At 62.7% G+C, this 23,181-nt stretch carries 16 protein-coding genes; 3 read left to right on the top strand and 13 right to left on the bottom strand.

Annotation, left to right across the window (positions count from 1 at the left end; all coding sequences use genetic code 11):
• Nucleotides 1–137: 137 nt before the first annotated feature.
• From C8N35_RS11645 to C8N35_RS11635, 3 genes are all read left to right on the top strand, one after another.
• Complete coding sequence (locus C8N35_RS11645) at nt 138–4,415, top strand: translocation/assembly module TamB domain-containing protein (RefSeq protein WP_107989858.1); 4,278 nt, start codon at nt 138–140, stop codon at nt 4,413–4,415.
• 386 nt (nt 4,416–4,801) lie between these two features.
• On the top strand, nt 4,802–6,133 hold the full coding sequence (locus C8N35_RS11640) for an MmgE/PrpD family protein (protein WP_107989986.1): 1,332 nt from the start codon (nt 4,802–4,804) through the stop codon (nt 6,131–6,133).
• On the top strand, nt 6,130–6,951 hold the full coding sequence (locus C8N35_RS11635) for an HTD2 family dehydratase (RefSeq protein ID WP_107989857.1): 822 nt from the start codon (nt 6,130–6,132) through the stop codon (nt 6,949–6,951). Before C8N35_RS11640 ends, C8N35_RS11635 begins: the two co-directional genes overlap by 4 nt.
• A gap of 8 nt (nt 6,952–6,959) precedes the next feature.
• Here the strand turns inward: C8N35_RS11635 and C8N35_RS11630 are convergent, their stop codons facing one another.
• The 13 genes from C8N35_RS11630 to C8N35_RS11570 all read right to left on the bottom strand — a co-directional run bounded on the left by C8N35_RS11630 (nt 6,960) and on the right by C8N35_RS11570 (nt 23,179).
• A complete protein-coding gene (locus C8N35_RS11630; protein WP_107989856.1) occupies nt 6,960–7,904 on the bottom strand; it encodes a LysR family transcriptional regulator in 945 nt (314 codons plus the stop codon).
• Nucleotides 7,905–8,265: 361 nt separating this feature from the next.
• A complete protein-coding gene (locus C8N35_RS11625) occupies nt 8,266–9,762 on the bottom strand; it encodes an aldehyde dehydrogenase (RefSeq protein WP_107989855.1) in 1,497 nt (498 codons plus the stop codon).
• Nucleotides 9,763–9,792: 30 nt separating this feature from the next.
• Nucleotides 9,793–10,920 (bottom strand): zinc-dependent alcohol dehydrogenase family protein, encoded by a 1,128-nt coding sequence (locus C8N35_RS11620; protein ID WP_107989854.1) that lies wholly within the window; start codon nt 10,918–10,920, stop codon nt 9,793–9,795.
• A 26-nt stretch (nt 10,921–10,946) separates the two neighbouring features.
• Nucleotides 10,947–12,452, bottom strand: coding sequence for a sugar ABC transporter ATP-binding protein (locus C8N35_RS11615; RefSeq protein WP_107989853.1), 1,506 nt, complete (start codon nt 12,450–12,452; stop codon nt 10,947–10,949).
• Entirely contained in the window at nt 12,449–13,525 is a 1,077-nt protein-coding gene (locus C8N35_RS11610) for an NHL repeat-containing protein (protein WP_107989852.1), read from the bottom strand. The genes C8N35_RS11615 and C8N35_RS11610 overlap by 4 nt, the downstream gene beginning before the upstream one ends.
• Nucleotides 13,522–15,645 (bottom strand): ABC transporter permease, encoded by a 2,124-nt coding sequence (locus C8N35_RS11605; protein ID WP_107989985.1) that lies wholly within the window; start codon nt 15,643–15,645, stop codon nt 13,522–13,524. The genes C8N35_RS11610 and C8N35_RS11605 overlap by 4 nt, the downstream gene beginning before the upstream one ends.
• A 147-nt stretch (nt 15,646–15,792) precedes the next feature.
• Nucleotides 15,793–16,815, bottom strand: a complete 1,023-nt coding sequence (locus C8N35_RS11600; RefSeq protein ID WP_107989851.1) for a sugar ABC transporter substrate-binding protein — start codon at nt 16,813–16,815, stop codon at nt 15,793–15,795.
• Between the two features lie 95 nt (nt 16,816–16,910).
• Nucleotides 16,911–17,897 (bottom strand): ABC transporter permease, encoded by a 987-nt coding sequence (locus C8N35_RS11595; RefSeq protein ID WP_107989850.1) that lies wholly within the window; start codon nt 17,895–17,897, stop codon nt 16,911–16,913.
• A gap of 409 nt (nt 17,898–18,306) precedes the next feature.
• Nucleotides 18,307–18,606 (bottom strand): hypothetical protein, encoded by a 300-nt coding sequence (locus C8N35_RS11590; RefSeq protein WP_146177384.1) that lies wholly within the window; start codon nt 18,604–18,606, stop codon nt 18,307–18,309.
• Nucleotides 18,607–18,752: 146 nt separating this feature from the next.
• On the bottom strand, nt 18,753–19,544 hold the full coding sequence (locus C8N35_RS11585) for an amino acid ABC transporter ATP-binding protein (RefSeq protein ID WP_107989984.1): 792 nt from the start codon (nt 19,542–19,544) through the stop codon (nt 18,753–18,755).
• Between the two features lie 38 nt (nt 19,545–19,582).
• Nucleotides 19,583–20,707, bottom strand: a complete 1,125-nt coding sequence (locus tag C8N35_RS11580; RefSeq protein ID WP_107989848.1) for an amino acid ABC transporter permease — start codon at nt 20,705–20,707, stop codon at nt 19,583–19,585.
• A 9-nt stretch (nt 20,708–20,716) separates the two neighbouring features.
• Complete coding sequence (locus C8N35_RS11575; protein WP_107989847.1) at nt 20,717–21,907, bottom strand: amino acid ABC transporter permease; 1,191 nt, start codon at nt 21,905–21,907, stop codon at nt 20,717–20,719.
• A 300-nt stretch (nt 21,908–22,207) separates the two neighbouring features.
• A complete protein-coding gene (locus C8N35_RS11570; RefSeq protein ID WP_245926764.1) occupies nt 22,208–23,179 on the bottom strand; it encodes an amino acid ABC transporter substrate-binding protein in 972 nt (323 codons plus the stop codon).
• Between the last annotated feature and the right edge of the window lie 2 nt (nt 23,180–23,181).

The raw sequence follows: 23,181 nt of genomic DNA, 5'->3' as shown, positions 1-23,181 counted from the left end.
GAGAGACGCAGGTGATCTCAAAGCAATCCGGCTGCGTAACCGTCTGGAGACAACAACACATACACCGTCCGACAAAAAGCCATGAAGCTCCTGCGGCCTGCTAAGATGCGCGGGCGACTCATTGGCTGAAGGGAACCATGCGCCGTATCCTGTTCATCATCTCAGCGCTCCTCTGTCTCGTTGTGTTGGCGCCGCTCGCCTTGCTGGCCGCCTTGCAGACAGAAGCGGCCCGCACTTTCACCGAACGCAAAGTGGCGGAAGCTCTGACCATCAAGGGGCGCAATGTTGATCTCGGTGCATTGCGCATCGATTGGGACGGCACCATACACGCGGCCTCGCTTGAGGTCGCAGATGACAACGGAACCTGGTTCAAGGCTCGTGGCATCCGTGCCACCTGGTCACCGCTCGCACTGCTGGAAGGGCGACTTTCCATCGGCTCGGTGCGGATCGAGGAGATCGAGGTTGCACGTCGACCGAACGGTCTTGGAGAGAGCGAAGTCCAGGCATCGGCAAAGCCCGCGCAAGATGGCGGCTTGCCGATTGATGTCGATATTCCTCAGATCATCATTGGTGATATCCGGCTTGCAAACGCGGTTGCGGGCACGCCCATTCGCCTGACCGCACGCGCCAGCGTGCGCCTGCGGGCCGACCCTGCCATCATCGAAGCCGCTGTCCATGTGGAGCGCGACGACGACGTGTCCGGCCGTTTCGATGCGGCCGTCGGCTACGTCCAGGACAATCCGTTCCTGCGCATCGACCTGCGCGCGAGCGAACCGAGGGGCGGGCTGATGGCCCGGCTGCTCCGCATCGAGGCTCTTCCCGCCGTCGACACGACGCTTTCGGGAGAAGGCCGGCTCGATTCCTGGCATGGCCGTCTGTCGGTGGCGCTCAACCGGCGCGAGACTGTGACCGGGCGCCTCGATCTGACACGCAGTGCCGACAAACGACAGCTCGCCTTGTCGCTTGATGGAGCCCTTGCGGAGATCCTCCCGCCCGCCATGCGCGACGTCTTTGCCGGCGCTCTTCACGTAAAGGGCACTGCCGATCTGGACGAGGACTACACGCCTCTCGGCGGGCATCTGGACATGACGTCCGATGCCATCACCCTCTCCGCCAAAGGCGATTACGATCGCGAGAGCAACCGGCTCGCGGCCGATCTTGATGCGAAACTCTCACGTCCCGCAAGCTGGGGCGAGGATAATTCAAGGATCGCGGCGGACGACCTGGAGGTCCAGGCCCATGCTTCCGGCAGTCTTTCCGATGCGGATTGGCGCGCGACCGTCAACGGAGCTGGCATCTCCGCGCCCCAGGGCCACATCGAGAGCCTTTCGCTCAAGGCCGGCGGCGACAGCGCGGACTTGCGCGCCGAGAGCCTGAATGTACCGATCTCCTTCGACGGCAACGCAACGCTGGCGGCGTTCTCCCGCCCGGATCTGCAACCTCTCGCCGGCCCGCTGAGCATCAATGCCAAGGGGCGGCTGAGAGCGGGGAACGCGTTCGACCTTGATACGCTCGACATTCGGACCGCCGTTGCTCAAGCGACGCTTTCCGGCACCTATTCGCGGAAAGACGCGGCGTTTGCGGGCGACATCGCGTTCACGGACCTGAGCGCGCTCTCCGGTGTGGCGCGACGGCCCCTTCGCGGCGATGTGACAGCCCATGTCAATATCGAAGGCGATCCTTCAAGCGAGGCCGGCACGCTGAAGCTCAACGCCACGGCTCAGGGTCTTGAGACGGGCGATGACCGGTTGAACGCCCTGCTGGGCGGAAAGACGAGGCTCACCGCGACTCTCGCTCGCGACACTGCGGGTGGAATAGAGATATCCGACGCGGTGCTTTCCGGCTCCGGCGTCGAGGCAAAAGTGTCGGGCAAGACCGATCTCGCCACGGTGAACGCCAAAGCCTCGGTGCGGATCGTAGAACTCAAGTCGCTCGACGCACGCATTTCAGGCGCATTGAGCCTTCAGGCAACCGTGTCCGGAACCCTGTCCTCTCCCGATATCGATGCCCGCCTGTCCAGCGAACGGCTCGTCATGCAGGGCGAGCCGGTGGAAGGCCTCGAGGCGACCGTCAAGGGCAGCGCACCGGACGGTCGCGCGCAAGGCCGTGCCGAACTCGACGCCACGTTCCGCGGTCAGCCGCTTTCGGCAACCGTGACACTCAAGAGCGATGCGGACGGCACCCGCCACTTCAACGACATCGCCGTGGAAGCCGCCAACAGCCGGCTCGAGGGGCACATGGCGCTTGGCGCGGACGGCCGGCCCAACGGGACAATCAATCTGAATGCGCCCGACCTTGCCGAGATCGCGCCGCTGCTTCTGCAGGACCTCGCCGGCTCGCTGACTGCGCGCGTGGATGTCGGGCCATCGAACGGTCAGGACACGGCCCGGATTTCGGTTCGCACAAAGAACCTCAAGCGGGCGGATCTGACGATTGCCTCAGCGGACCTCGACGCCACCATCACCAATCCGCTAGCGACGCCGGGCATTGAGGGAACGATCGCGGCGCGCGGTATCCATCAAGGTGGCGTCACGGTCACGACACTTACCGGCAACGCAAACCATAACGGCGACGTAACCGAATTCACCGCAAAGGCAGATCTCGAAGACGGAGCTCTTGCGCTCGATGGAAAGCTTGAGCCTGAAGGTGACGGCTTCGCCGTCACCCTCGCCAATGCCGGCGGCACATGGAAGGGGCTGCAGACCCGTTTGAAGGCCCCGGCGAAGATTGTCGTGACCAACAGCACCGCGACACTGCACGATGTGGTTCTCGCACTCGGAAACGGCACGGCAACGGTTTCCGGTTCCGCCGGATCAGATCTCGATATCGATCTGCGCCTGGAATCCGTTCCGATGAGCCTTGCAAACGCGGTTGCCCCGGGCCTCGGCCTGCAGGGCAGTCTTTCCGGGACCGGTCACGCCTCTGGCGCGGCATCTGATCCGCAGGCGAGCTGGGACCTCACCTGGTCCGATGCCGGAGCAGCGCAGGCCACCACCTACGGACTGCCGGCCATGACGGTGAAAAGCCAGGGCCACCTCAAAGACAAGACTGTCACGCAGACCTCAGTCGCCTCGATCGGTGACGGACAGCTGACGGCTAAGGGTGACGTCAATCTTTCCGCACAGCCTGCCGTTCTCGATATCAAGGTCAATGGCACGCTGCCGCTCTCCATAGCCCAACGCCGCCTCCTGGATGCCGGCCTGCGCATGGAAGGAACCGCCAATCTCGACATGAGCATCGGCGGAACGACTGCGAAACCAGATTACGGCGGCACGATCTCCGGCTCGAACCTGACGGCGATCGGGCTTGATACGGGCGTGACCCTCAAATCCTTGAATGTGACGGCACGGTTCTCGCCGCAGCAGCTTGAAGTCACATCTCTCACGGGAGAACTCGGCGGCGGCAAGCTGTCGGGTAAGGGCACACTCGGGCTGGGCCAGGGCATGCCGGCCAATTTTGCCGTGAAGATCAGCGACGCGACCTATCAGGACGGAGCGATCGTCAAGGCCCGATTCGATGCGGACATGACGTTTGTCGGTCCCCTCGCCGGCTCGCCGGAATTATCCGGCAATGTCCTTCTGAAACGCACCGACATCACCATTCCCGAAACACTTTCGGGAAAGATCTCTCCGCTTTCGGTCAAGCATATCAATGCGCCGCAGAGTGTCCGCAACCAGACGAAGGCGCTCGACGAGGGTGACGGGAGCGGAAACAGCGGCGGCGGTGCGATCCGGCTCAATCTGAGTGTGCATGCGCCTGGGCAGATATTCGTTCGCGGACGAGGGCTTCAGGCGGAACTTGCCGGCACGGTGCAGATCACGGGGACAACCGCGGCGCCGACGACGGCCGGCGGCTTCACCCTTCGCCGCGGAACGCTCGGCGTCCTGTCCCGCCAGCTCACCTTCACCAAGGGCACGATAAGTTTCCTCGGCAGCTTCGATCCCCGGCTCGACTTCGCCGCGACCACCTCCACCTCGGATGCGGAGGTTACGGTTTCCGTCACCGGCAACGCGTCGGATCCCAAGATCACGTTCTCATCCTCGCCAGAGATGCCGCAGGACGAGGTTCTTGCCCAGCTCCTGTTCGGACAGAGCCTTTCGAACCTGTCCGCCGCCCAGATCGCGCAGCTGGCGAGCGCACTCGCGACACTCGGCGGCAACGATCCGCTTGACCGCCTGCGCCAGACACTCGGTGTCGACAGCATCAACCTGACGACCGACGAGGACAACAACACGTCGGTCAATCTCGGCAAGAACATCGGCGACAAGCTGCGTCTCGGCGTGCAACAGGGCACGGCATCCTCTTCCAGCCGTGTGACAATCGACCTTGATATCAACAAGACCTTGCGCGCCCGGGGCGAGGTTGGAGAAGATGGGGGGTCCAAGGCCGGGATTTACTTCGAGAAAGAGTATTAGGCGTTCAGTCCCACGGTGGGCTGGTGTAGGTTGACGCCACCACGGGAGGGTAGCGCTGTGGGCCAATTTCTTCACGGCAGCGCCAGGACGGCCTGGGCCCGTCTCACCAGTCCGACACTGCGCGAACCTCGCAAACTCATTCATGCTCTGGATGGACCGGAGGCTTCCGTGAAAAGCAGGACGGAAGCACTGGCCGAAACGAACTTCGATAGGTGCGCATGTGATCGGTCATAGAATTTTGCTATGTCCCGGGGCTTGGCCTTTTCCTCTAATGTCGGCTTGAAAAATCAAGGGTGCGCCGCTGCGAGATCACCGCTTTGCCGATCCTCGGAAACCGGTCCGATCGCCAACGGAAACGCATGACGGCGGAGGGGAGAAAAGCGGCCATGAGCCTCATTGAAACCGTGCTCGATATTTGCACCCTTGAGCGCACGGCCATGCCGCAACATTCGCTCAAGCTTGCCCGATTTTCCCTTTTCGACTGGCTGGTCTGCGGAAGGGCCGGGACAGGCGAGCCGTTGTCGCAGAAGCTCAGAGAGCTTGCCACGCATGAAGGAGGCCACCCGACCGCTTCCACTTTTGGCGGCGGAAGATATCCAGCCCGCATGGCGGCACTGGTCAATGGCGCAACCAGTCATGCGCTCGATTATGACGACACGCATTTCGCCCATGTCGGGCATCTGTCCGTCGGCATCTATCCGGCTGCGATCGCGGTTGCGGAGGAAACCGGCGCGAACGGGCCGGATGTCGCCGAGGCGTTCCTGGCGGGGGCGGAGGCCGCTATCCGGATCGGCGTGTCGCTTGGCGCGGCCCACTACAATCTCGGCTTTCACCAGACGGCCACAGCGGGCGCTTTCGGGGCGACGATCGCGGCAGCCCGGCTTTACGGCCTCGATCGTGCTCAAACCCGCGCCGCGATCGGGCTCTGCGCCACGCGCGCTTCGGGCCTCAAGTCGCAGTTCGGAACAATGGGCAAGCCGTACAATGCCGGCATCGCCGCGTCCAACGGGATCGAAAGCGCAAGCCTGGCGCGGATGGGCTTCACCTCCTGTGCCGACGGACTAGACGGCCCCCAGGGCTTCATTCCCACGCACAGCCCCGGCCACAGCTCGGGCCACGGCGATACGGCCGTGGCGGAGGTCGCCCCGCTCCCCGCGTTCCTCTTCGATGACGTGAAATACAAATTCCATGCCTGCTGCCACGGCACGCATGCCATGATTGAAGGGCTCATCGAGGCGCTCGGACAACGCCCTGTATCGCTCGAGACCGTCACGCGGATCACGCTGCGAACCAATCCACGCTGGCTGCGGGTCTGCGACATTCCCGCTCCCGCGACCGGGCTGGAGGTCAAGTTCAGCTACCGCTGGCTCGCCGGCATGGTCATCGATGACCGCCCGACCGGCATAGACACCGTCTATACCGATGCGCTTGCCGCCGACCCCGCGCTCATAGCCTTTGCCAAACACGTCGAAATCATCGGCGACGAAAACGTGGACGACATGCAGGCGGAAGGTGAGATCGTGCTGTCGAGCGGAGAGACACTTTCCTTCTCCCATGACCTCGCGCGAGCTCTGCCGGTTGATATGCTGGAAAAAAAGCTCATTGCGAAGGCGCAAGCCCTGCTTGGAACCGAAGCTGCCGCATTACAGGCCGTGATATGGGATCTTGAAGACATGGACGCGCGCGCGATCGGAAAAATGATCAGAGATGCGGCATGAGTGATTACGACACCTGGATCGGCTTTGAGCGCACCGCCACGGATACGGTAAGCGAGCGACTGGCGGACCACTACCGCCTGACGCTGGATAGGATGCTGGCCGGCACCGGCGATCTGCCCGGCATTCACTGGTGCCTGGCACCCGATGCCTATCCGCCGGCCGATCTCGGCCGTGACGGCCATCCGAAAACGGGTCTTTTCCTGCCCAGACTGCCGCTGCCGCGCCGCATGTGGGCGAGCGGCGAGATGGAGATTGCGGGAAGCCTGAATGCCGGCGACACGGTCACCCGCACCTCGACCATAACGGACGTCCGCTTCAAGAAGGGACGGACGGGCGACCTCGGTTTCGTGACGGTGGAACACGACCATGCCGTGGACGGCGCAACCCGTCTGCACGAAAAACAGATGATCGTTTACCGGGATGATCCCGATCCCGCGTTCCCCCAGCCGGTGCCGCCACATGCGGCTCCCTGGAGAACGCTCTGCCACGCAGACATCGAGACCAACACGACGCTCCTGTTCCGCTATTCCGCTCTCACGTTCAACGGCCACCGCATCCACTACGACCACCCCTATGCGACCGGAGTGGAGGGCTACGCGGGGCTCGTCGTGCATGGCCCGCTGCAGGCGACCTGGATGCTGAACATGGCGAGCGATCTCGTCGGCGGGACGCTGCGCACCTTCGCCTATCGCGGGCTGTCACCGCTGATCTGCGGAGCCCCCGCGATCGTGGAAGCGCGCGAGGCGGAAACGGGACTGGAGCTTCGCGTGCGCAACGGCGAAACGAACGTGGTCACCATGCAGGCGAGCGCCACCTGAGCGCTCCCTCACGGGTCAGCGATGACCAGTTCGCCTTCCCATACGCCGCGCTGAACCATGTCGCGTGCGACGCTGATGGTGATCTTCTCGACTTCTGCGCAGGCGCGCGTCATGGCGGTTGCCGGATTGCGTACCAGATAGACCGGGCGCGAAATGACCGGATCGATGACCGGCGCCTTGACCAGCCTGCGCGCCATGACGAAGTCATGAGCTGCCGCCGGCGCGAAGATGGTGTAGCCGGAACCGCGCGCGACAAGCTCCTTGATCTGGGTCATCGCGTCGAGCTCGGTGACGACGTTGAGCGAAACGCCGGACTTGGCGGCATAGACCTCCACGATGCGCCGGAGCCCGTGCGGCTCGCCCGGCAGCACCATTTCCAGCCCTTCCAGATCGTGCATGCGCACCGGCGCGCCCGGTGGCGTGGAAAGCGGCCAGGCGTCCGGCGCGGAGAAGAAATAAAGGTGCTCGTTCAGCACATGGGTCGCATGGAAGTGCTCAACGCCCTGAAGATCGTAGAGAAAGCCGATCTCGACGGTCTCGTCATCGATCCATGTCTTGATGAAGCCGCTCATCGCCTCGCTGACGCGCAGGCGAACAAGCGGCAGTTCGATCCGCACCGTCTCCGCCAGCGGCACGGACATGACCATGGAGACGGACGGCGGCATGCCGAACCGGACCGTACCCTGAACCACCTGCCCCAGATCCCGGATTTCGCTGATGCAGCGTTCAAGGCTGTTGCAGATGTCGTAGGCGTGGCGCAACAGCACCCTGCCCTCAGGCGTGAGCGTCGAGCCCCGTGGCGAGCGATCAACGAGCCGAACGCCCAGTTCCTCTTCCATGTTGACGAGGTGCTGTGAGAGCGAAGGCTGGGCGACGCCGATCTTTTGCGCGGCGGCCGAGAGCGAACGCGCCTCTGCGATGGCGATGAAATAGCGGAGTTGGCGGATATTCAAGACGTCTGCATTCGCTCCTGCGGAACCGTTTCGTGACCGGACGGCTGCCGGTCGATGACGGTCCATTTGAATCGTTCCGGCGAATGACAATACACGCAGGATTTTCCAAAGGGGTGTTTTCTTGCAGGACACTCGCGGGTGCGGGCAGGACACTCGCGGGTGCGGGCGGCGCGCCACCGTGTTCGCGGTGCGTCATTGCGCCAAGCCTGCCAAACCGATGTCTCCACCGTCACTGCCCGGCTTCGTGTTGGCAATCCATCAAGCGACACGGCGTGTCGGTCAAGAAAGGTGGATCACCCGGACTGCGCCGGGTGATGACGACGGTGAGGCTGGGGAAACGGGGAGATGCGCGCGCCCTCACCTACCGCATGACAAACGGATTGGCGGGGCCATCGCCGTAGTCCATCCAGATCGACTTGGTTTCCAGGTATTCGTTGATCGCCTCCTGCCCGCTCTCACGGCCGATGCCGGACGATTTGAAGCCGCCGAAGGGCACCATGTAGGACACCGCGCGGTAGCAGTTGGTCCAGATGTTGCCGGCTCTCAGCCGCTTCGCCGCCCGGAACATGCGACGCTGGTCCTTCGTCCACACGCCTGCCGCCAGGCCGTAGTCGGTATCGTTGGCCATGTCGTAGGCTTCCTCGTCATCGGAGAAGCGGATGACCGACAGGACGGGACCGAAGACCTCCTGCTGGGCGATCTGCATGGAATTGACGACCCCGGTGAAGACCGTCGGCTCGATGAAGCGCCCGGCGCCGCATTCGGCTCGCGTCGAGGGAGCGCCGCCGAGCACGCATTCCGCGCCTTCCTTCTTCGCCATGTCGATGCACGAGAGAATCCGCTCGAACTGCGGCTTCGTGGTGACAGGGCCGACCTGGGTCGCGGCGTCCATCGGATCGCCGATCCTCGCGGTTTTCGCCAGTGCGACGAATTCCTCCACGAAGGCGTCGTGGATGCTCTCATGCACCAGCACGCGCGAACCGGCGATACAGGTCTGCCCGGTCGCGGCGAAAATGCCGGAGACGACCCCGCGCACGGCGGCCTTCACGTCCACATCGGGAAAGACGAGCTGGGCCGACTTGCCGCCGAGTTCCAGCGTCAGCCGCTTGAAGGTGCCCATCGCCGCGCGCGCAATGTGGCGGCCGCTGGCATCGCCGCCGGTGAAGGCCACCTTGTGAACATGCTTGTGCTCGGTCAGCGGCGCGCCGACTTCCACGCCATAGCCCGTCACCGCATTGACGACGCCGGCCGGAAAGCCCGCTTCCTCGATCAGCCGGCAGAATTCAAGCGTCGAGGCTGAGGTGAATTCGGACGGCTTCAGCACCACCGTGCAGCCGGCGGCAAGTGCTGGCGCCAGCTTCCATGTGGTGAGCAGCAACGGCGAGTTCCACGGCGTGATCGCGGCGACGACGCCGACGGGAACGTGGCTCGTGTAGGTGAACATGTCGGGCTTGTCGATCGGGATGACCGCACCCTCGATCTTGTCGGCGAGCCCCGCGAAATAGCGGAACCAGTTCGGGATATAGCCGGTCTGACCGCGCATCTCGGCATAGAGCTTGCCGTTGTCCTGAACCTCGATGCGGGCCAGATGATCGGCATCGCGCTCAAGGAGATCGGCAAGCCGGTGCAGCAGCCGGGCGCGGGCGGACGGGTGCATCGTCGCCCATTCGCCCTTCTCCAGCGCATGGTTCGCAGCGGCGACCGCCCGGTCGACATCCTCGGCATCGCACCGGGGAATTTCCGCCCATACCTCTCCGGTGAACGGATCGTCGGTCTCGAAGGTCCGGCCCGATGCGGCGGGCACCCATTCACCACCGATGAAACACTTGTAGCTCTGGCGCTGCCGGATACGCTCCATATCGTCCTCCCTCTTGTTGCTTGTTGCGGCTCAGTCGAACTGAATGACCTGTCGGATCGCCTCGCCCGCATGCAGACGGTCGAAGCCCTCGTTGATCTCTTCCAGCCCGATCTTGTGGGTCATCAGGCGATCGACCGGCAGGCGCCCTTGCGAATAGAGCGCGAGGAAGCGCGGAATATCGCGGCTCGGCACGCCGGAGCCGAGGTAACTGCCCTTCAGCGTGCGCTCCTCCGCCGTCAGGCTCACCGCCGGGATTTCCAGCATCGCCTTGGGGTTCGGCAACCCGGCCGTAACCGTCGCCCCGCCGCGGCGCGTGGCGTCATAGGCAAAGCGCAGCGCGTGGACGTTGCCGGTGAAATCCATCGCCGTATCGACACCGCCGGACGTCAGCTCACGCACCTCTTCGAGCGCGCCGTCTTCAGCGGAATTGACGACATGGGTCGCGCCGAGTTCCTTGGCGATCTTCAGCTTGTCCGGCAGGCGATCGACGGCGATGATCTTGTCGGCGCCCGCCGCGCGCGCCGCCATGACGGCGGCAAGCCCGACGCCGCCGAGGCCGACCACGGCCGTGCAGCAACCGGGCTTCACATCGCCGGTGTTGAAGACCGCGCCCGCCCCGGTCAGCACGGCGCAGCCCATCAGCGCGGCGATGTCGAGGGGAATATCGGAGGCGATCTTGACGATGGAGTTCTGCGAAACGGTGGCATATTCGGCAAAGCAGGCCACGCCTGTCATGTGATAGACGGGCTTGCCGTCGCGGGCGAGCCGCGTGCCGCCACCGATCAGCTCACCCTTGCCGTTGGCCGCCGCGCCCGGCTCGCACAGCGCCGGCCGCCCCGCCTGGCACGGCCCGCAGTGGCCACAACTCGGCACGAAGACCGTGATGACATGATCGCCCGGCTCGAACCGGTCCACACCCGGGCCGACCGCCTGCACCACCCCTGCACTCTCGTGGCCGAGCACCATCGGCAGTTGCCGCGGGCGGTCGCCGTTGATGGCGGAAAGATCGGAATGGCAGAGGCCGGCCGCCGCGATCCTGATCAGCACCTCGCCTTCGCGCGGCCCCTCCAGATCGATCTCGCCGATCGTCAGTGGGCGGGTCTCGGCGTAGGGGCCCGGACGCCCGATCTCCTCCAGAACCGCAGCCTTGATCTTCATGCGCTTTCCTCCCCTCGCGGTCCGGCTCAGTGAACCGCCGCGTACATGATCTTTTCCTCAGTGGCTTCCTCGACCGAGAACTCCTCCACCACACGACCCAGACGATAGACCAGGACGCGGTCGGAGAGCTTCAGAATTTCCGGCAGATAGGACGAAATGACGACAACCGACATGCCGCTGTCAGCCAGCTCGTTGATGACGTGGTGGATCTCGGAAATCGCCCCGACATCCACGCCGCGCGTCGGCTCGTCGAGGATGATCAGCTTCGGCTTCTGTACCAGAGCTTTGGCCACGACGACCTTCTGCTGGTTGCCGCCCGAAAGCTCGATCACCCGCGAATTGTTGTCGATCGCCTTGACGTTGAGCCTCTTGGTCCAGACCTCGGCGAGGTCAGCCATTTCCTTGTAGCTGATGACCGGAGCCCTGTTCAGGTCCGCCCCCAGAAGACCCGAATAGATGTTCTGGGCGATCGACTTTGTCTCGAAGAAGCCCTCCAGCTTGCGGTCCTCCGTGACGTAGACGATGCCGTCATGGATCGCCGGCCGGGGCACGCGGTAGCGCACCGGCTTGCCGTTGAGCCGAACCTCGCCGCCGTGGAAGAAATCGCGCTTCAGCACGCCGGAGATGATCTTGAAGGTTTCCGTACGTCCCGAGCCGATCAGCCCGAAGACGCCGGTGATCTGGCCTTCGAACACCGAGAACGAGGTGTTGCGCACGATGCCGCCCATCGAGAGATTCTGGACCGACAGGACCCGCCGCCCCATCGGGCGCGCTTGGCGCTTGTCGCCCGCCTCCCCGTAGATCTCGTGCGACAGGGTTCTGCCGACCATGTGGCGGATGATGCTGTCGCGGTCGAAGGCGGAAACAACATCCGTCACCACGTGCTCGCCGTCGCGCAGGATGGTGATGCGATCGGAGACGGCAAGCGCCTCCTCCAGCGCGTGGCTGATGAAGATGATCGAGACGCCGTCCTTCTTCAACCGGTTCACCAGCGCGAAAAAGTGATGTTTTTCCTCCGGCGTCAGTGTCGCCGTCGGTTCGTCGAATATGATGACTTTTGCCTGATGGCGTACGGCGCGGGCGATCTCGACCATCTGCTTCTGGGCGGCGCCGAGTTGCGAGACCTGCATGGTCGGATCGACCTCGAAGTTCAGCGACTGCAGGAACTGCTGGGCGGAAATGTAGAGTCCCCTCAAGCGGCTGAGCAGCTTTTCGTTACCAAGTTCGAGGTTCTGCGCGACGGTGAGCGACGGCACGAGGCTCGTTTCCTGGAACACCATTGCGATGCCGTTTTCCATGGCCTCCTGCGGATTGGCGAAATTGACCTTTTCACCGTTGAACAGAACCTCGCCTGCCGTCGGCTCATGAACACCGGCGATGATCTTGGTCAGCGTCGACTTGCCCGCCCCATTCTCTCCCAAAAGCGAATGGATTTCAGCCGGGTAGAGCTCGAAGTTGACATTCTTGATGGCGGGATTGCCGTGGAATTCCTTCGTCACATCGCGAAGCTCGACAAGCGGCGTCGTCTTCATGCGCTTTCCCCCTTCGAGCCCAGATCGATGGTCAGAACCTCACCGGCCCCGCGACTGGTCAGCCAGAGCTTGTCGCTCACCTCGGCAGCCGATGTGATGCCATGGCGCCGCCCGCCAGCGCGGCTGTGGAAGCTTCGAACGGGAACGAAATCAGGACCAAGCTCGGCCACGAGCCCATAGGAACGGGTCGGCGCCCAGGGCTTCAGAATGCCCATCTGCTTCAGCGCGCCGCCCTGCAGGGGCTCCATGAAGCTGTCGCCGCTCCTGTAGGCGGGAGCGACCCAGTATTCCGGGGCCACCTCTCGCAACATGGCCTTGCGATAACCCGGCTCGCGCAGAACGAATTCGATGAGCTGGCCGCGCGGCGCGAAGATCGAGAGCCAGTATCCGCCCTCTTCGCGCGCCACGATGCGGCCGGGATAGCCCGGGATCTCGTCAAGCACGATCTCGCCCGCCCCGCCCCTGGCAGGGATTTTCAAAAGGTGCGACGACCATGCCTCAGAGACGACGATATCGCCGTCGGGATCGATGACGAGGCCGTTGGGATAGCCGAGGCGTTCGGCGCGGATCAGAATATCGCCGCTTTCCGGGTCGGCGCGCCCAACAAGGCCTGAGCGGTTCTTTTCCATAAGATCGCGACGCCATTCATCCGGCGCGTTACTGCTGGAGCCAGAGCAAAACCAGAGGGCACCATCGGGAGCGAAAGCGAGCGCGGTGACGTTGCGCACCGATTGCGTCCACTGCGGAGAAACATCGCGCAAATCCCGGTCCAGAAGACGCAAGCCGTGTTCGCCGCTCGCGACAGCAACGCGGGTGCCGTTTGCGACAATCGCGGTGACCGGCGAGCCGAGATCGGCGCACGGCCCATCCGGCGTGAGGAGGGTTTTCCCCTGCGACCACAACGGCGCGCCCTGCCAGATGACGATGTTGTCCGGCGCCTCGCCCGCGATACCGGGAGGCAGCTCTTCCAGGACGTTGTTGGGCTTCAGCGCACCGTCGAGCGCCGGCACCGTAACCGCCGCCGACGCGCGGCCCATGAGCCGGTCGGTGAACCGGGTGAGTGCGTTCGTCATGCCGCCGGCCTCCCCTTGCCCTTGTTCGGGCCCCTGTTCGGGCCCCAGTAACTCGACCAGCCGCTCCAGTTTTCGTCGCGGCCCTCCAGCCGGATGCGGCCGATGCGGTTGTTGGTGATGCCGCCCAGATAGAGCCAGCCCTTGTGCTCGCGCATGGAGGTGATCATCGGGTGGTTCGCGGCCTTGCGATCCCAGAGCGATTCAAGGATCTCGCCGTTGTCGTCGAAACGGACAACGCAGCCGATGTTGAGGTTGGGATAGAGCCATTGGTCCGCCGCCGTGCGCCGCGCCATGCGTCGGCGGAAGGCGGGCATGCGCAGCGCCAGATCCAGCGCCGGCGAACGCATGCCCATGATCGCCACCCAATAGGTGCCGTCAGAGGCGCGGTTGATATTGTCGGGATAGCCGGGCAGACGGTCGAGCAAGACTTCGAGCTGGCCCTTCTTCGGGCCCTCGAGCCAGTAGCGGTTGATCCGGCAGCCCCAGCTTTCGGCGAACAAGACCGACTTGCCATCGTGCGAAGTGCAGACCCCGTTCGGGAAGACCAGATTGCGGATCAGCGTGCGGGTGCGCCTGGTCTTCGGGTCGTAGCAGATAATGCGGCCGTTGCCCCGGCTCTCCAGCGCATCGACCGGCCAGTCGTGCATCTCGTAGCGGATGGTGGCTTCCGAGAAATAGATCTTGCCATCGGGTGCGATGTCGAGATCGTCGGCCAGCCGCAGCCGGCTGTCATCGACCACCGAGAACAGCGACCGGTTGGTCTCGTCGGTGACAAGATGGACGCTGCGATCCTCCTTGCGCACCATATAGAGGCCCATGCCGCCAACGCAGACGAGCAGGTTTCCATCTTTGTCGAAGCTCATGCCGAGCGGCGAACCGCCGATATGGGCGTAGACCTCGTGCGTTTTGTAGTCCGGCGGGGCGTAGCGGATGATGTCGCCGTGGCGCGAGCCGGAATAGAGGTAGTCGTCCTCATCAAGAATGACGTCTTCCGGGCTTTCCACCTCGCCAAGCGCGATCACCTCGACATCGCTCAGCCGGTCATTGACGGTGAGCGGGCCCTCAGCCGTCGTTCGGGGTTCGGGCATCTCCATGAGCGTCGGCGAGACGTAGACCTTGTTCAGAAGCTTGTGCCGGTTCTTCAGCCAGCGCACGTCGATGAAAACGGCGAACAGAAGAGCAAGACCGAGCACCATGGGACCGGAACCGCTGTTCAGCCCAAGGCGCAGGACACCGTTGGTCAGCACGAGAACCGTCAGTGCACCCATCAAAGCCTTGGCGACCGACCCGCGGCCGCCGCCGAGACTGTTGCCGCCGAGGATCGCGGCGGTGAGCGCGGAGATTTCCAACCCCATGCCCGTATCGGACCCGGCGCCGGAAAGCCGGGCGGCATAGAGAATGCCGGCCAGACCGACCAGCATTCCCGAGACCACATAGGCGGAACACACGATGCGGCGCACCGGCAGGCCCATGTTGTAGGCGGAACGGCGCGAGCCGCCGATGGCGAGAAGCCGCCAGCCGGGACCGGACCGGCTCAGCACGATGTGGCCGATAACGGCGATGACCGCGAGGACGAGAAAGCTGAACGGGATCTGGCCCAGCCCGCCAAGGCCCATCAGGTCCCACAATGTCGAGGAATAGAAGCTCATCGACATGTCCTGCGCGTATTCCAGCAGCAGGAGATCGACCACGGCGCGCACGATGATCAGCGTGACCAGCGTCGTCAGGAAGGCGCGCAATCGCAGGTAGCCGACAAGCAGGCCGTTGATGAGGCCGACGCCACCGCACACAGCGACGACGATCAGCGCGGAGACGCCGACCGGCAGATGCGCCAGATTCAGGCAGTAGAGCATAAGAAAGTTGCCGAGGGCGAAGTTGGAGCCCACCGACAGGTCGATGCCACCGACGAGAATGACGGTGGTCATCGCCAGCACGACGAGACCCAGCTCGCCGTACTGGCGCCCGAGAATGCCCAGATTGCTGGCCGAATAGAAGTTGGGAAGAAGCGCGCCGAAGACCAGCACGACGACAACCATGATCGCGAACGGGATCGCATTGTCGATCCAGTTCTTGGACAGCATTTCCCCGACCACGTGGTCCGGAAAATAGCGATAGCGCATCTTCTTGAGGTTCGTTGCCAGCGACACGCGCCGTCCCTCCCCGAGTGGTAGTGCTTGTTGTTTTGATGGGCCGGATGGCCTGATGGGGCGCACGTTGCCGCGGGCTGTTCCCTCCCAGCCCGCGGCGATGCTCGTGAAATTGCGAAGCTAGCGAAGCAGCTTGGCGTAGTTTTCCGGGTTCCAGCAGGAGGCCTCGTCCACGTTGTTCTTCGTCATCACGAAGCTGGGCGAGTAGATCTGCGTCTTCATCTTAGCCCCGCCGCCGTTCTGCATGGCGACCATGATCGCGGTCCAGGCATCGCGTCCCATGCCGGGGGCGTCATAGTTGACGACCGCCGAGAAAGTGCCGTCGCGCAGAAGATCGCAGGTGCTCTTGGCGCCGCCGCCGGAGGTCACGACATAGACCTTGTCCGACATGCCGGCCTGCTTGACCGCAGAGCCCGTGCCGATCGCCTGGCCGTCCCAGACATCGATGATGCCGCACAGATCGGGGTTCTGCTGAAGCACCGTTTCCGTCACCGCACGCGCCTTGGAGGCATCCCAGTCGGCCGCCTGGCTGGAGACGATCTTGATTTCGGAATGCTCTTTCAGCACCTCCATGATGCCCTGGATCTGGAAGTAGGAGACGCCACCGGTCAGAACGCCCTGCACGATGGAGATCTTGTGCGAGGTGTTGCTGTCCGCTCCGCATTTCGAGACCATCATGTTGGCCACCTGCCGGCCAAGCGCGATGAAGTCCGGACCGACGAACGCATCGGTCTGGACGGCACCCTGCATGTTGAGCTGGATAACTGCGATGCCCTGGCGCTGGGCCTGCATCATGAGGCGGGCGAGCGACTGGGTGTCCGGGTTCTGAGTGACGATGACATCCGGCTTTTCCGCGATCAGCGACGTCATGCCCTGGGACATCGCGTCGGTCGACCAGTTCGGATCCTGGATGGTGAACTTCATGCCGTAGCGCTCGGCCTCCGTCTTCACCACGCCGCCCCAGGCCTGGGCGAGATCGAAGCCGGCGGAAATCGGCAGATAGGCGACCCATTTGCCCTTGAGCGCTTCAAGCGCGGGACCGCGGAACGGATCGTTCGGTTCCTGGGCGTGGACGGCGGCCACGGTCAACGGCAGCGCGGCCACGGCGGCACACGCCAGCTTCTTCAATCGATTCGATTTCATGGTTATTTCCTCCCAATGCGGCCCGGTGCAGCCGGGCCGCTAGCTTGACGAAGCACGTCCCGCCCCTCCCAAGGCGGTCAGACGTGCCTCGCGCGTCAGATATCTCCCTGCTGTCCGGTCTGTTCGTCGCGCGGATTGATCAGGCTGTCGGCGACGATCGCCAGCAGCAGGATCAGGCTCTTGATGACGTTCTGGATGGTGTACTGGATGTCCATGATCGTCATGCCGTTGACGAGCACGCCGATGAGCAGCGTGCCGACGATGACATTGCGCACGCTGCCGCGACCACCCGACAGACTGACGCCGCCGAGCACGACGATCAGGATCACGTCGTAGATCATGTTGGAATTGACGATGCGCGTGTTCATCGACTGCACAGCGGTCGCCGTGATCAGTCCGGCGACATAAGCCGCCCCGCCGCTCAGCACGTATTTCAGGACGATGACCGGACGCACGGGTATGCCGCTGATACGCGCGGCGGACTGATTGTCGCCGATGTTGAAGATGTTCCAGCCGAGCTTCGAATACCGCAGGAACAGGTAGGCGATGATGGCCATCGCAATCGCCAGAAGGATGGGGACCGGGATACCGGCGAGCTTTCCCTGCCCGATCGCGCTCGCCCAGCCGAATTCGGCGGGAAGGTAGACGACGTCGGTCCCCGTGATCAGATGCGCCCGGCCGAAACCGTAGATGAACGTTCCCATGGCGAGCGTTGCGAAGATCGCCGGGATTTCGGCATAGGCGATGAGCACACCGGTAATGGCGCTCATCAGCAGCGAAAAGCCGAGCCCGGTCGTCAGGGCCCAGCCAAGCGGCATGCCGACGCGCACGAGCTGGATCGTCCAGGCGACGGAAATCGCCATGTTGGCGACCATCGAGAGGTCGATCCCGCGCCCCAGCACCACGATCAGCATTCCCAGACCAAGAATACCTAGAACCGCGACGGAGCGCAGGAGAGACAATATGTTGCTGGTCGCGAGAAAATTGTCGAGCGTCAGCGAGAAGACAAGAAACATGCAGATCGTGATCAGAAATACGATCTGCTCCTGGCTCAATGAGCCAAGACGCTTCGGAAACCGCATATTTTCCCCTCCCCGAGATCGTTCGCCGCGTTTTCCTGCTGTTCGAACGTAGGGGAAGTGTCGTGCAGAGACGTTCGTCGCTGTTAATCCGAATTTCCTTTGAGACCCATAGTCTCCTCTTATGGCCTTTCGTCAGGTGAGGCCGAAGCCCGATGGAGCCCGCGAACGCGTACAGTTCAAGTCCGCAACAGCGGGCTCCCTGCCTCAAAGAGGCTCGAAGACGATCGCTCCCGCTTCATCCTTGCGACGAAAAAGAGCGGATCCCCTGAGGCACGTTCGCATGGGATATGTACGGGACACTGCGGAAATTGCGCCGATTTCAGAGAGTGCAGCGACAAAGGTCGATCTCCGTCTTGCGGTCGCCAAAAGCTGCGGCGTCGCCCGGGAAGCGCCGTCGGCCTGCCAGCCTCTATTCGATACCCGCCGCGCGGGCCTCGTAGCAGGTGCGGATCAGCACGGTCTGCTCATCCGTCAGCGGTTCAAGCGGCGTGAAGTCGTCGAAGGTGAACTTCTTTTCAGTGCTGACGTGAGCGGAAAAGCGGATGCCTTCGCCACCATTATGCTCTCTGACGCAAGCGCCATAGACCTTTGCCCGCTGGGTCGTGGTCGATTCCTTGAAGGCTGCGGAACTGCACCCGCCGAGTGCGATACCGAAGAGCAAAACCGCACAGGCGGCAGGAACACCGTTGAAACCAAATTCCATCCGCATGAAAGCCCCCAGAACCAAAGCAGGAGAACAGGCAGGAACAAATCTACCGACGGGGCGCGTGGCATGGCGGAGAACACCGGTCAAGGAAAAGGCACCCCTGCTTTTTGGCGTGCCTTTCGCAATAGACCGAACTGTTCAGCGACAGATCAGTGCAGGATCTGGCTCAGGAACAGCTGAGTACGCTCATGCTGCGGGTTCGTGAAGAAGGGCTCGGGGGCGTTCTCTTCCACGATCTGGCCCGCATCCATGAAGATGACCCGGTTCGCGACCTGACGCGCGAAGCCCATTTCATGGGTCACGCAGAGCATGGTCATGCCCTCTTCCGCCAGGCCCACCATCACGTCCAGCACCTCCTTGATCATTTCCGGATCGAGCGCCGAAGTCGGCTCATCGAAGAGCATGATGCGCGGGTTCATGCACAACGAACGGGCGATGGCCACACGCTGTTGCTGGCCACCTGAAAGCTGGCCCGGATATTTGAGCGCCTGCTCGGGGATCTTGACCCGCTCCAGATAATGCATGGCGACCTCTTCCGCCTGCTTCTTCGGCATCTTGCGCACCCAGATCGGCGCAAGCGTGCAGTTTTCCAGGATCGTCAGGTGCGGGAAGAGATTGAAGTGCTGGAACACCATCCCGACCTCCCGGCGGATCTCGTCGATGCGCTTGAGGTCGTTCGTCAATGTGATGCCGTCGACGATGATATCGCCCTTCTGGTGCTCCTCCAGACGGTTGATGCACCGGATCATGGTGGATTTGCCCGATCCGGACGGCCCGCAAACGACGATCCGCTCACCGCGCATCACCTTCAGGTTGATATCCTTCAGGACGTGGAAATCACCGTACCACTTGTTCATACCGACGATCTCGATAGCGACATCGGTCTCGGACACGGCCATCTTCGGCTTGGCTTCGGCGGTCATGGCTGCCGTTTCACTCATGTTTTCACCCTCAAAGGTTGTTCCTGGCCCGCCGGCCATTATCGCTTGTGCCCGGTGTGCAGCCGCTTCTCCATGAAAATGGAATAGCGCGACATCGAGAAACAGAAGGTCCAGTAGATCGCCGCCGCAAAAAGGTATCCGGTATGGCTTTGCGTCGGCGTCGCCCACGTCGGATCCGTATAAGACGACTGAATCTGGCCCAGAAGATCGAACAGTCCAATGATTAGCACCAGCGTGGTGTCCTTGAACAGCCCGATGAAAGTATTGACAATACCCGGGATGACCATTTTCAGCGCCTGCGGCATAATGATCAGGCCCATCATCTGCCAGTAGCGCAGGCCCAGTGCCATAGCTCCTTCATATTGTCCCTTCGGGATCGCCTGAAGGCCGCCGCGCACCACTTCCGCCATATAGGCGGAGGCGAAAAGCGCGACACCGATGAGCGCCCGAAGCAACTTGTCGAACGTCACGCCCTCAGGAAGAAACAGGGGCAGCATCACCGAAGACATGAACAGCACGGTGATCAGCGGAACACCCCGCCAGAACTCGATGAAGACGACCGAGGCCAACCGGACCACCGGCATCTGCGACCGCCGCCCGAGCGCCAGGACGATGCCGAGCGGCAAGGAGGCAACAATGCCCGTCACCGCAATGACGAGCGTGACCAGAAGCCCGCCCCAGTTTGCCGTCTCCACGATCTCCATCCCGAAACCGCCGGTAAGCAGGAAGTAGGCGGCGACGGGAAACACGACCAGCATGAAGATGACATTCGCCCGCTTGAGAGGCGCGGAGGGGACCAGCAGCGGCACGAGGCCGAAGGCAAATGCGGCAAAGACGATATCGACCCGCCAGCGCTCTCCGAGGGGATAGCGGCCATAGATGAATTGCGAGAAGTAGTCTGCAACATAAGGCCAGCAGGCACCGTGATGACCGAGGCACGCCTCCCGGTTGGCTCCCGTCCAGACCGCATCGATCAGAGCGAAGCGGATCAGCGGCTCAAACAGCAGCCAGAGGATCAGGACGCCGACCAGAGTCAGCGCCGTATTGCCAAGGGAGGAGAACAGATTTGCCCGCATCCAGCCGAGCAGTCCGCCGCTCGCCGCCGGCGGCGGCAGAACCGGGGCCATTTCATCTCGGACGTAATGAACGTCGGTTGCAGCCATTGCGTCCTCCTACCTCTCCACCAGCGCCATGCGCTGGTTGTACCAATTCATGAATGCCGACGTGATGAGGCTCAAGGACAGGTAGACGAACATCCAGATCCCGATGATCTCGATTGCCTGTCCCGTCTGGTTGAGCACCGTTCCTCCGACGGAGACGAGGTCGGGATAGGCGATAGCGACCGCCAGAGACGAGTTCTTGGTGAGGTTCAGGTACTGGCTGGTCAGGGGCGGAATGATCACACGCATCGCCTGAGGGATGACGACGAGCCGCAGCGTCGGCCCGGGCCGCAGCCCAAGCGCGCCGGCCGCTTCGGTCTGGCCATGGCTCACCGCCAGAATGCCGGCGCGCACGATCTCCGCGATGAACGAGGCGGTGTAAATCGACAGCGCGAGAACAAGCGCCACGAATTCCGGCGTGAGTTGCAAGCCGCCGACGAAATTGAAGCCGCGCAGCACCGGATATTCGACCGATACAGGCATTCCGCTTGCGAAGTACGCGACAACCGGCAAGCCGATGATCATGCCAAGCGCGGAAAGACCCGAGCGAAATCGCTGTCCCGTCGCCTCCTGGCGCTTGCGCGCCCACACGTGCAGGACGATGGATCCAGCAACTGCCAGCAGAAGCGCGATGCCGATGGCGACAGACCCCTCACCGAAGAGCGCCTTGGGGCCGTAGATGCCTCGATTGTTTATGAAGATGCTATCGAGAAAGGTAACGCTGTTGCGCGGACTCGGCACTGCCCTCAGAACCGCGAAATACCAGAAGAAGATCTGCAGCAGCAGCGGGATGTTGCGCAGGATCTCGACATAGAGATAGGCGAGCTTGGCAATGATCCAGTTACTTGAAAGCCGCCCCACGCCGACAATGAAGCCGATGATCGTCGCCATCGCCACACCGATGACCGCAACGAGCATCGTGTTCAGCAGGCCGACAAGCAGGGCCCTGCCGTAGTTGGATGTCTCGGTGTAGTGGACCAGCGTCTGAATGATGCCGAAACCGGCAGTATTCTCGAGAAAGCCAAATCCCGAGGCGATTTCCTGCCTCTTCAGATTGGCCATGGTGTTGGAGACGATCTCCCATCCCAGGATGACGATGATCGCCACCACAACCAACTGGTAGAATACGCTGCGGACCCGGGGATCATTCAAAATCGATCCGCGCGGCGGTTCATCCGCCGAAGAATGCTCCTGAACAGCCATTGTTCTCGCCCATTTCCTGCGACAGCCGCCCCTCGGATGTCTTGAGTGCACAAAGCTCCGTCGGGCACCGCCCGACCGGCCCGCACCATGTCTTCATTGCCGGGTCTTCATTGCCGGATCCCGAGCGCGGGACAGTCGCCAAAGGCCGCGTTCCAATTGAAATTTCGGAACGCAGATGCCTGAAGCTCGCTCCCGACCGCCTTCGCGGCAGGAGGCCCCTGCAATCAACTTCGTATCAGTCAGCCCGGTCCGCATATGAAACGCCCGGCCGGATCACATCCGGCCGGGCGAAGCAGATCCTTACCGGATCGGCGGGGCGTACATGATGCCGCCCTTCGACCACAGGGCGTTGAGGCCGCGGGAGATGCCGAGCGGGGTATCCGGACCGACATTATTGTCGAAGACCTCGCCATAATTGCCGACAGCCTTGATAAGGTTCAGTGCCCAGTCGTTCGAAAGACCGATGGCCTCCCCGTACGATCCTTCAAGGCCGAGAAGCCGCTTGACCGCGGGATTGTCGGACGACTTCATGTCCTCGACATTGGCCTTGGTCACGCCAAGCTCTTCGGCATTGATCATCGCGAAAAGGGTCCACTTCGCGACATTGAACCACTGGTCGTCGCCCTGGCGCACGACCGGTCCGAGCGGCTCCTTGGAGATGATCTCGGGCAGAACCATGTGGTCGTCCGGATTGGTGAGCTTGAGGCGCTGGGCATAAAGACCGGACGCATCGGTCGTGTAGACATCGCAACGCCCGGAATCGTAGGCCTGAACGACCTCATCGGACTTCTCGAAGGCGACGATTTCGTAGGGCATGTTGTTGGCGCGGAAATAGTCGGCCACGTTGAGTTCCGTTGTCGTGCCGGTATTGGTGCATATGGAGGCTCCCGAGAGTTCCAGCGCGGAGGAAACACCAAGCGCCTTGCGGACCATGAAGCCCTGGCCGTCATAATAGTTCACGCCAACGAAATTGAGCCCGAGTGTGGTGTCACGCGTCATCGTCCAGGTGGTATTGCGCGGCAACACATCGATTTCGCCGGACTGCAGCGCCGTAAATCGCTCCTTGGCGGAAAGCGGCGTGTACTTCGCGGCTGAAGGGTCGCCGAAAATGGCGGCTGCCATCGCCTTGCAGAAGTCCACGTCAAGGCCGGACCAATTGCCGGCGGAATCCGGGTTAGAAAATCCCGGCAGCCCCTGGCTCACGCCGCACTGAACAAACCCCTTTGCCTTGACATCGTCCAACGTCGCGCCGCTTGCAGCCGTAACGGCCATTC

This window comes from Breoghania corrubedonensis, from assembly GCF_003053845.1.
In the GTDB taxonomy this organism is placed as follows: domain Bacteria; phylum Pseudomonadota; class Alphaproteobacteria; order Rhizobiales; family Stappiaceae; genus Breoghania; species Breoghania corrubedonensis.
The sequence above is the reverse complement of the archived record's forward strand: the minus strand, read 5'-3'. Positions and strand labels throughout refer to the sequence as shown.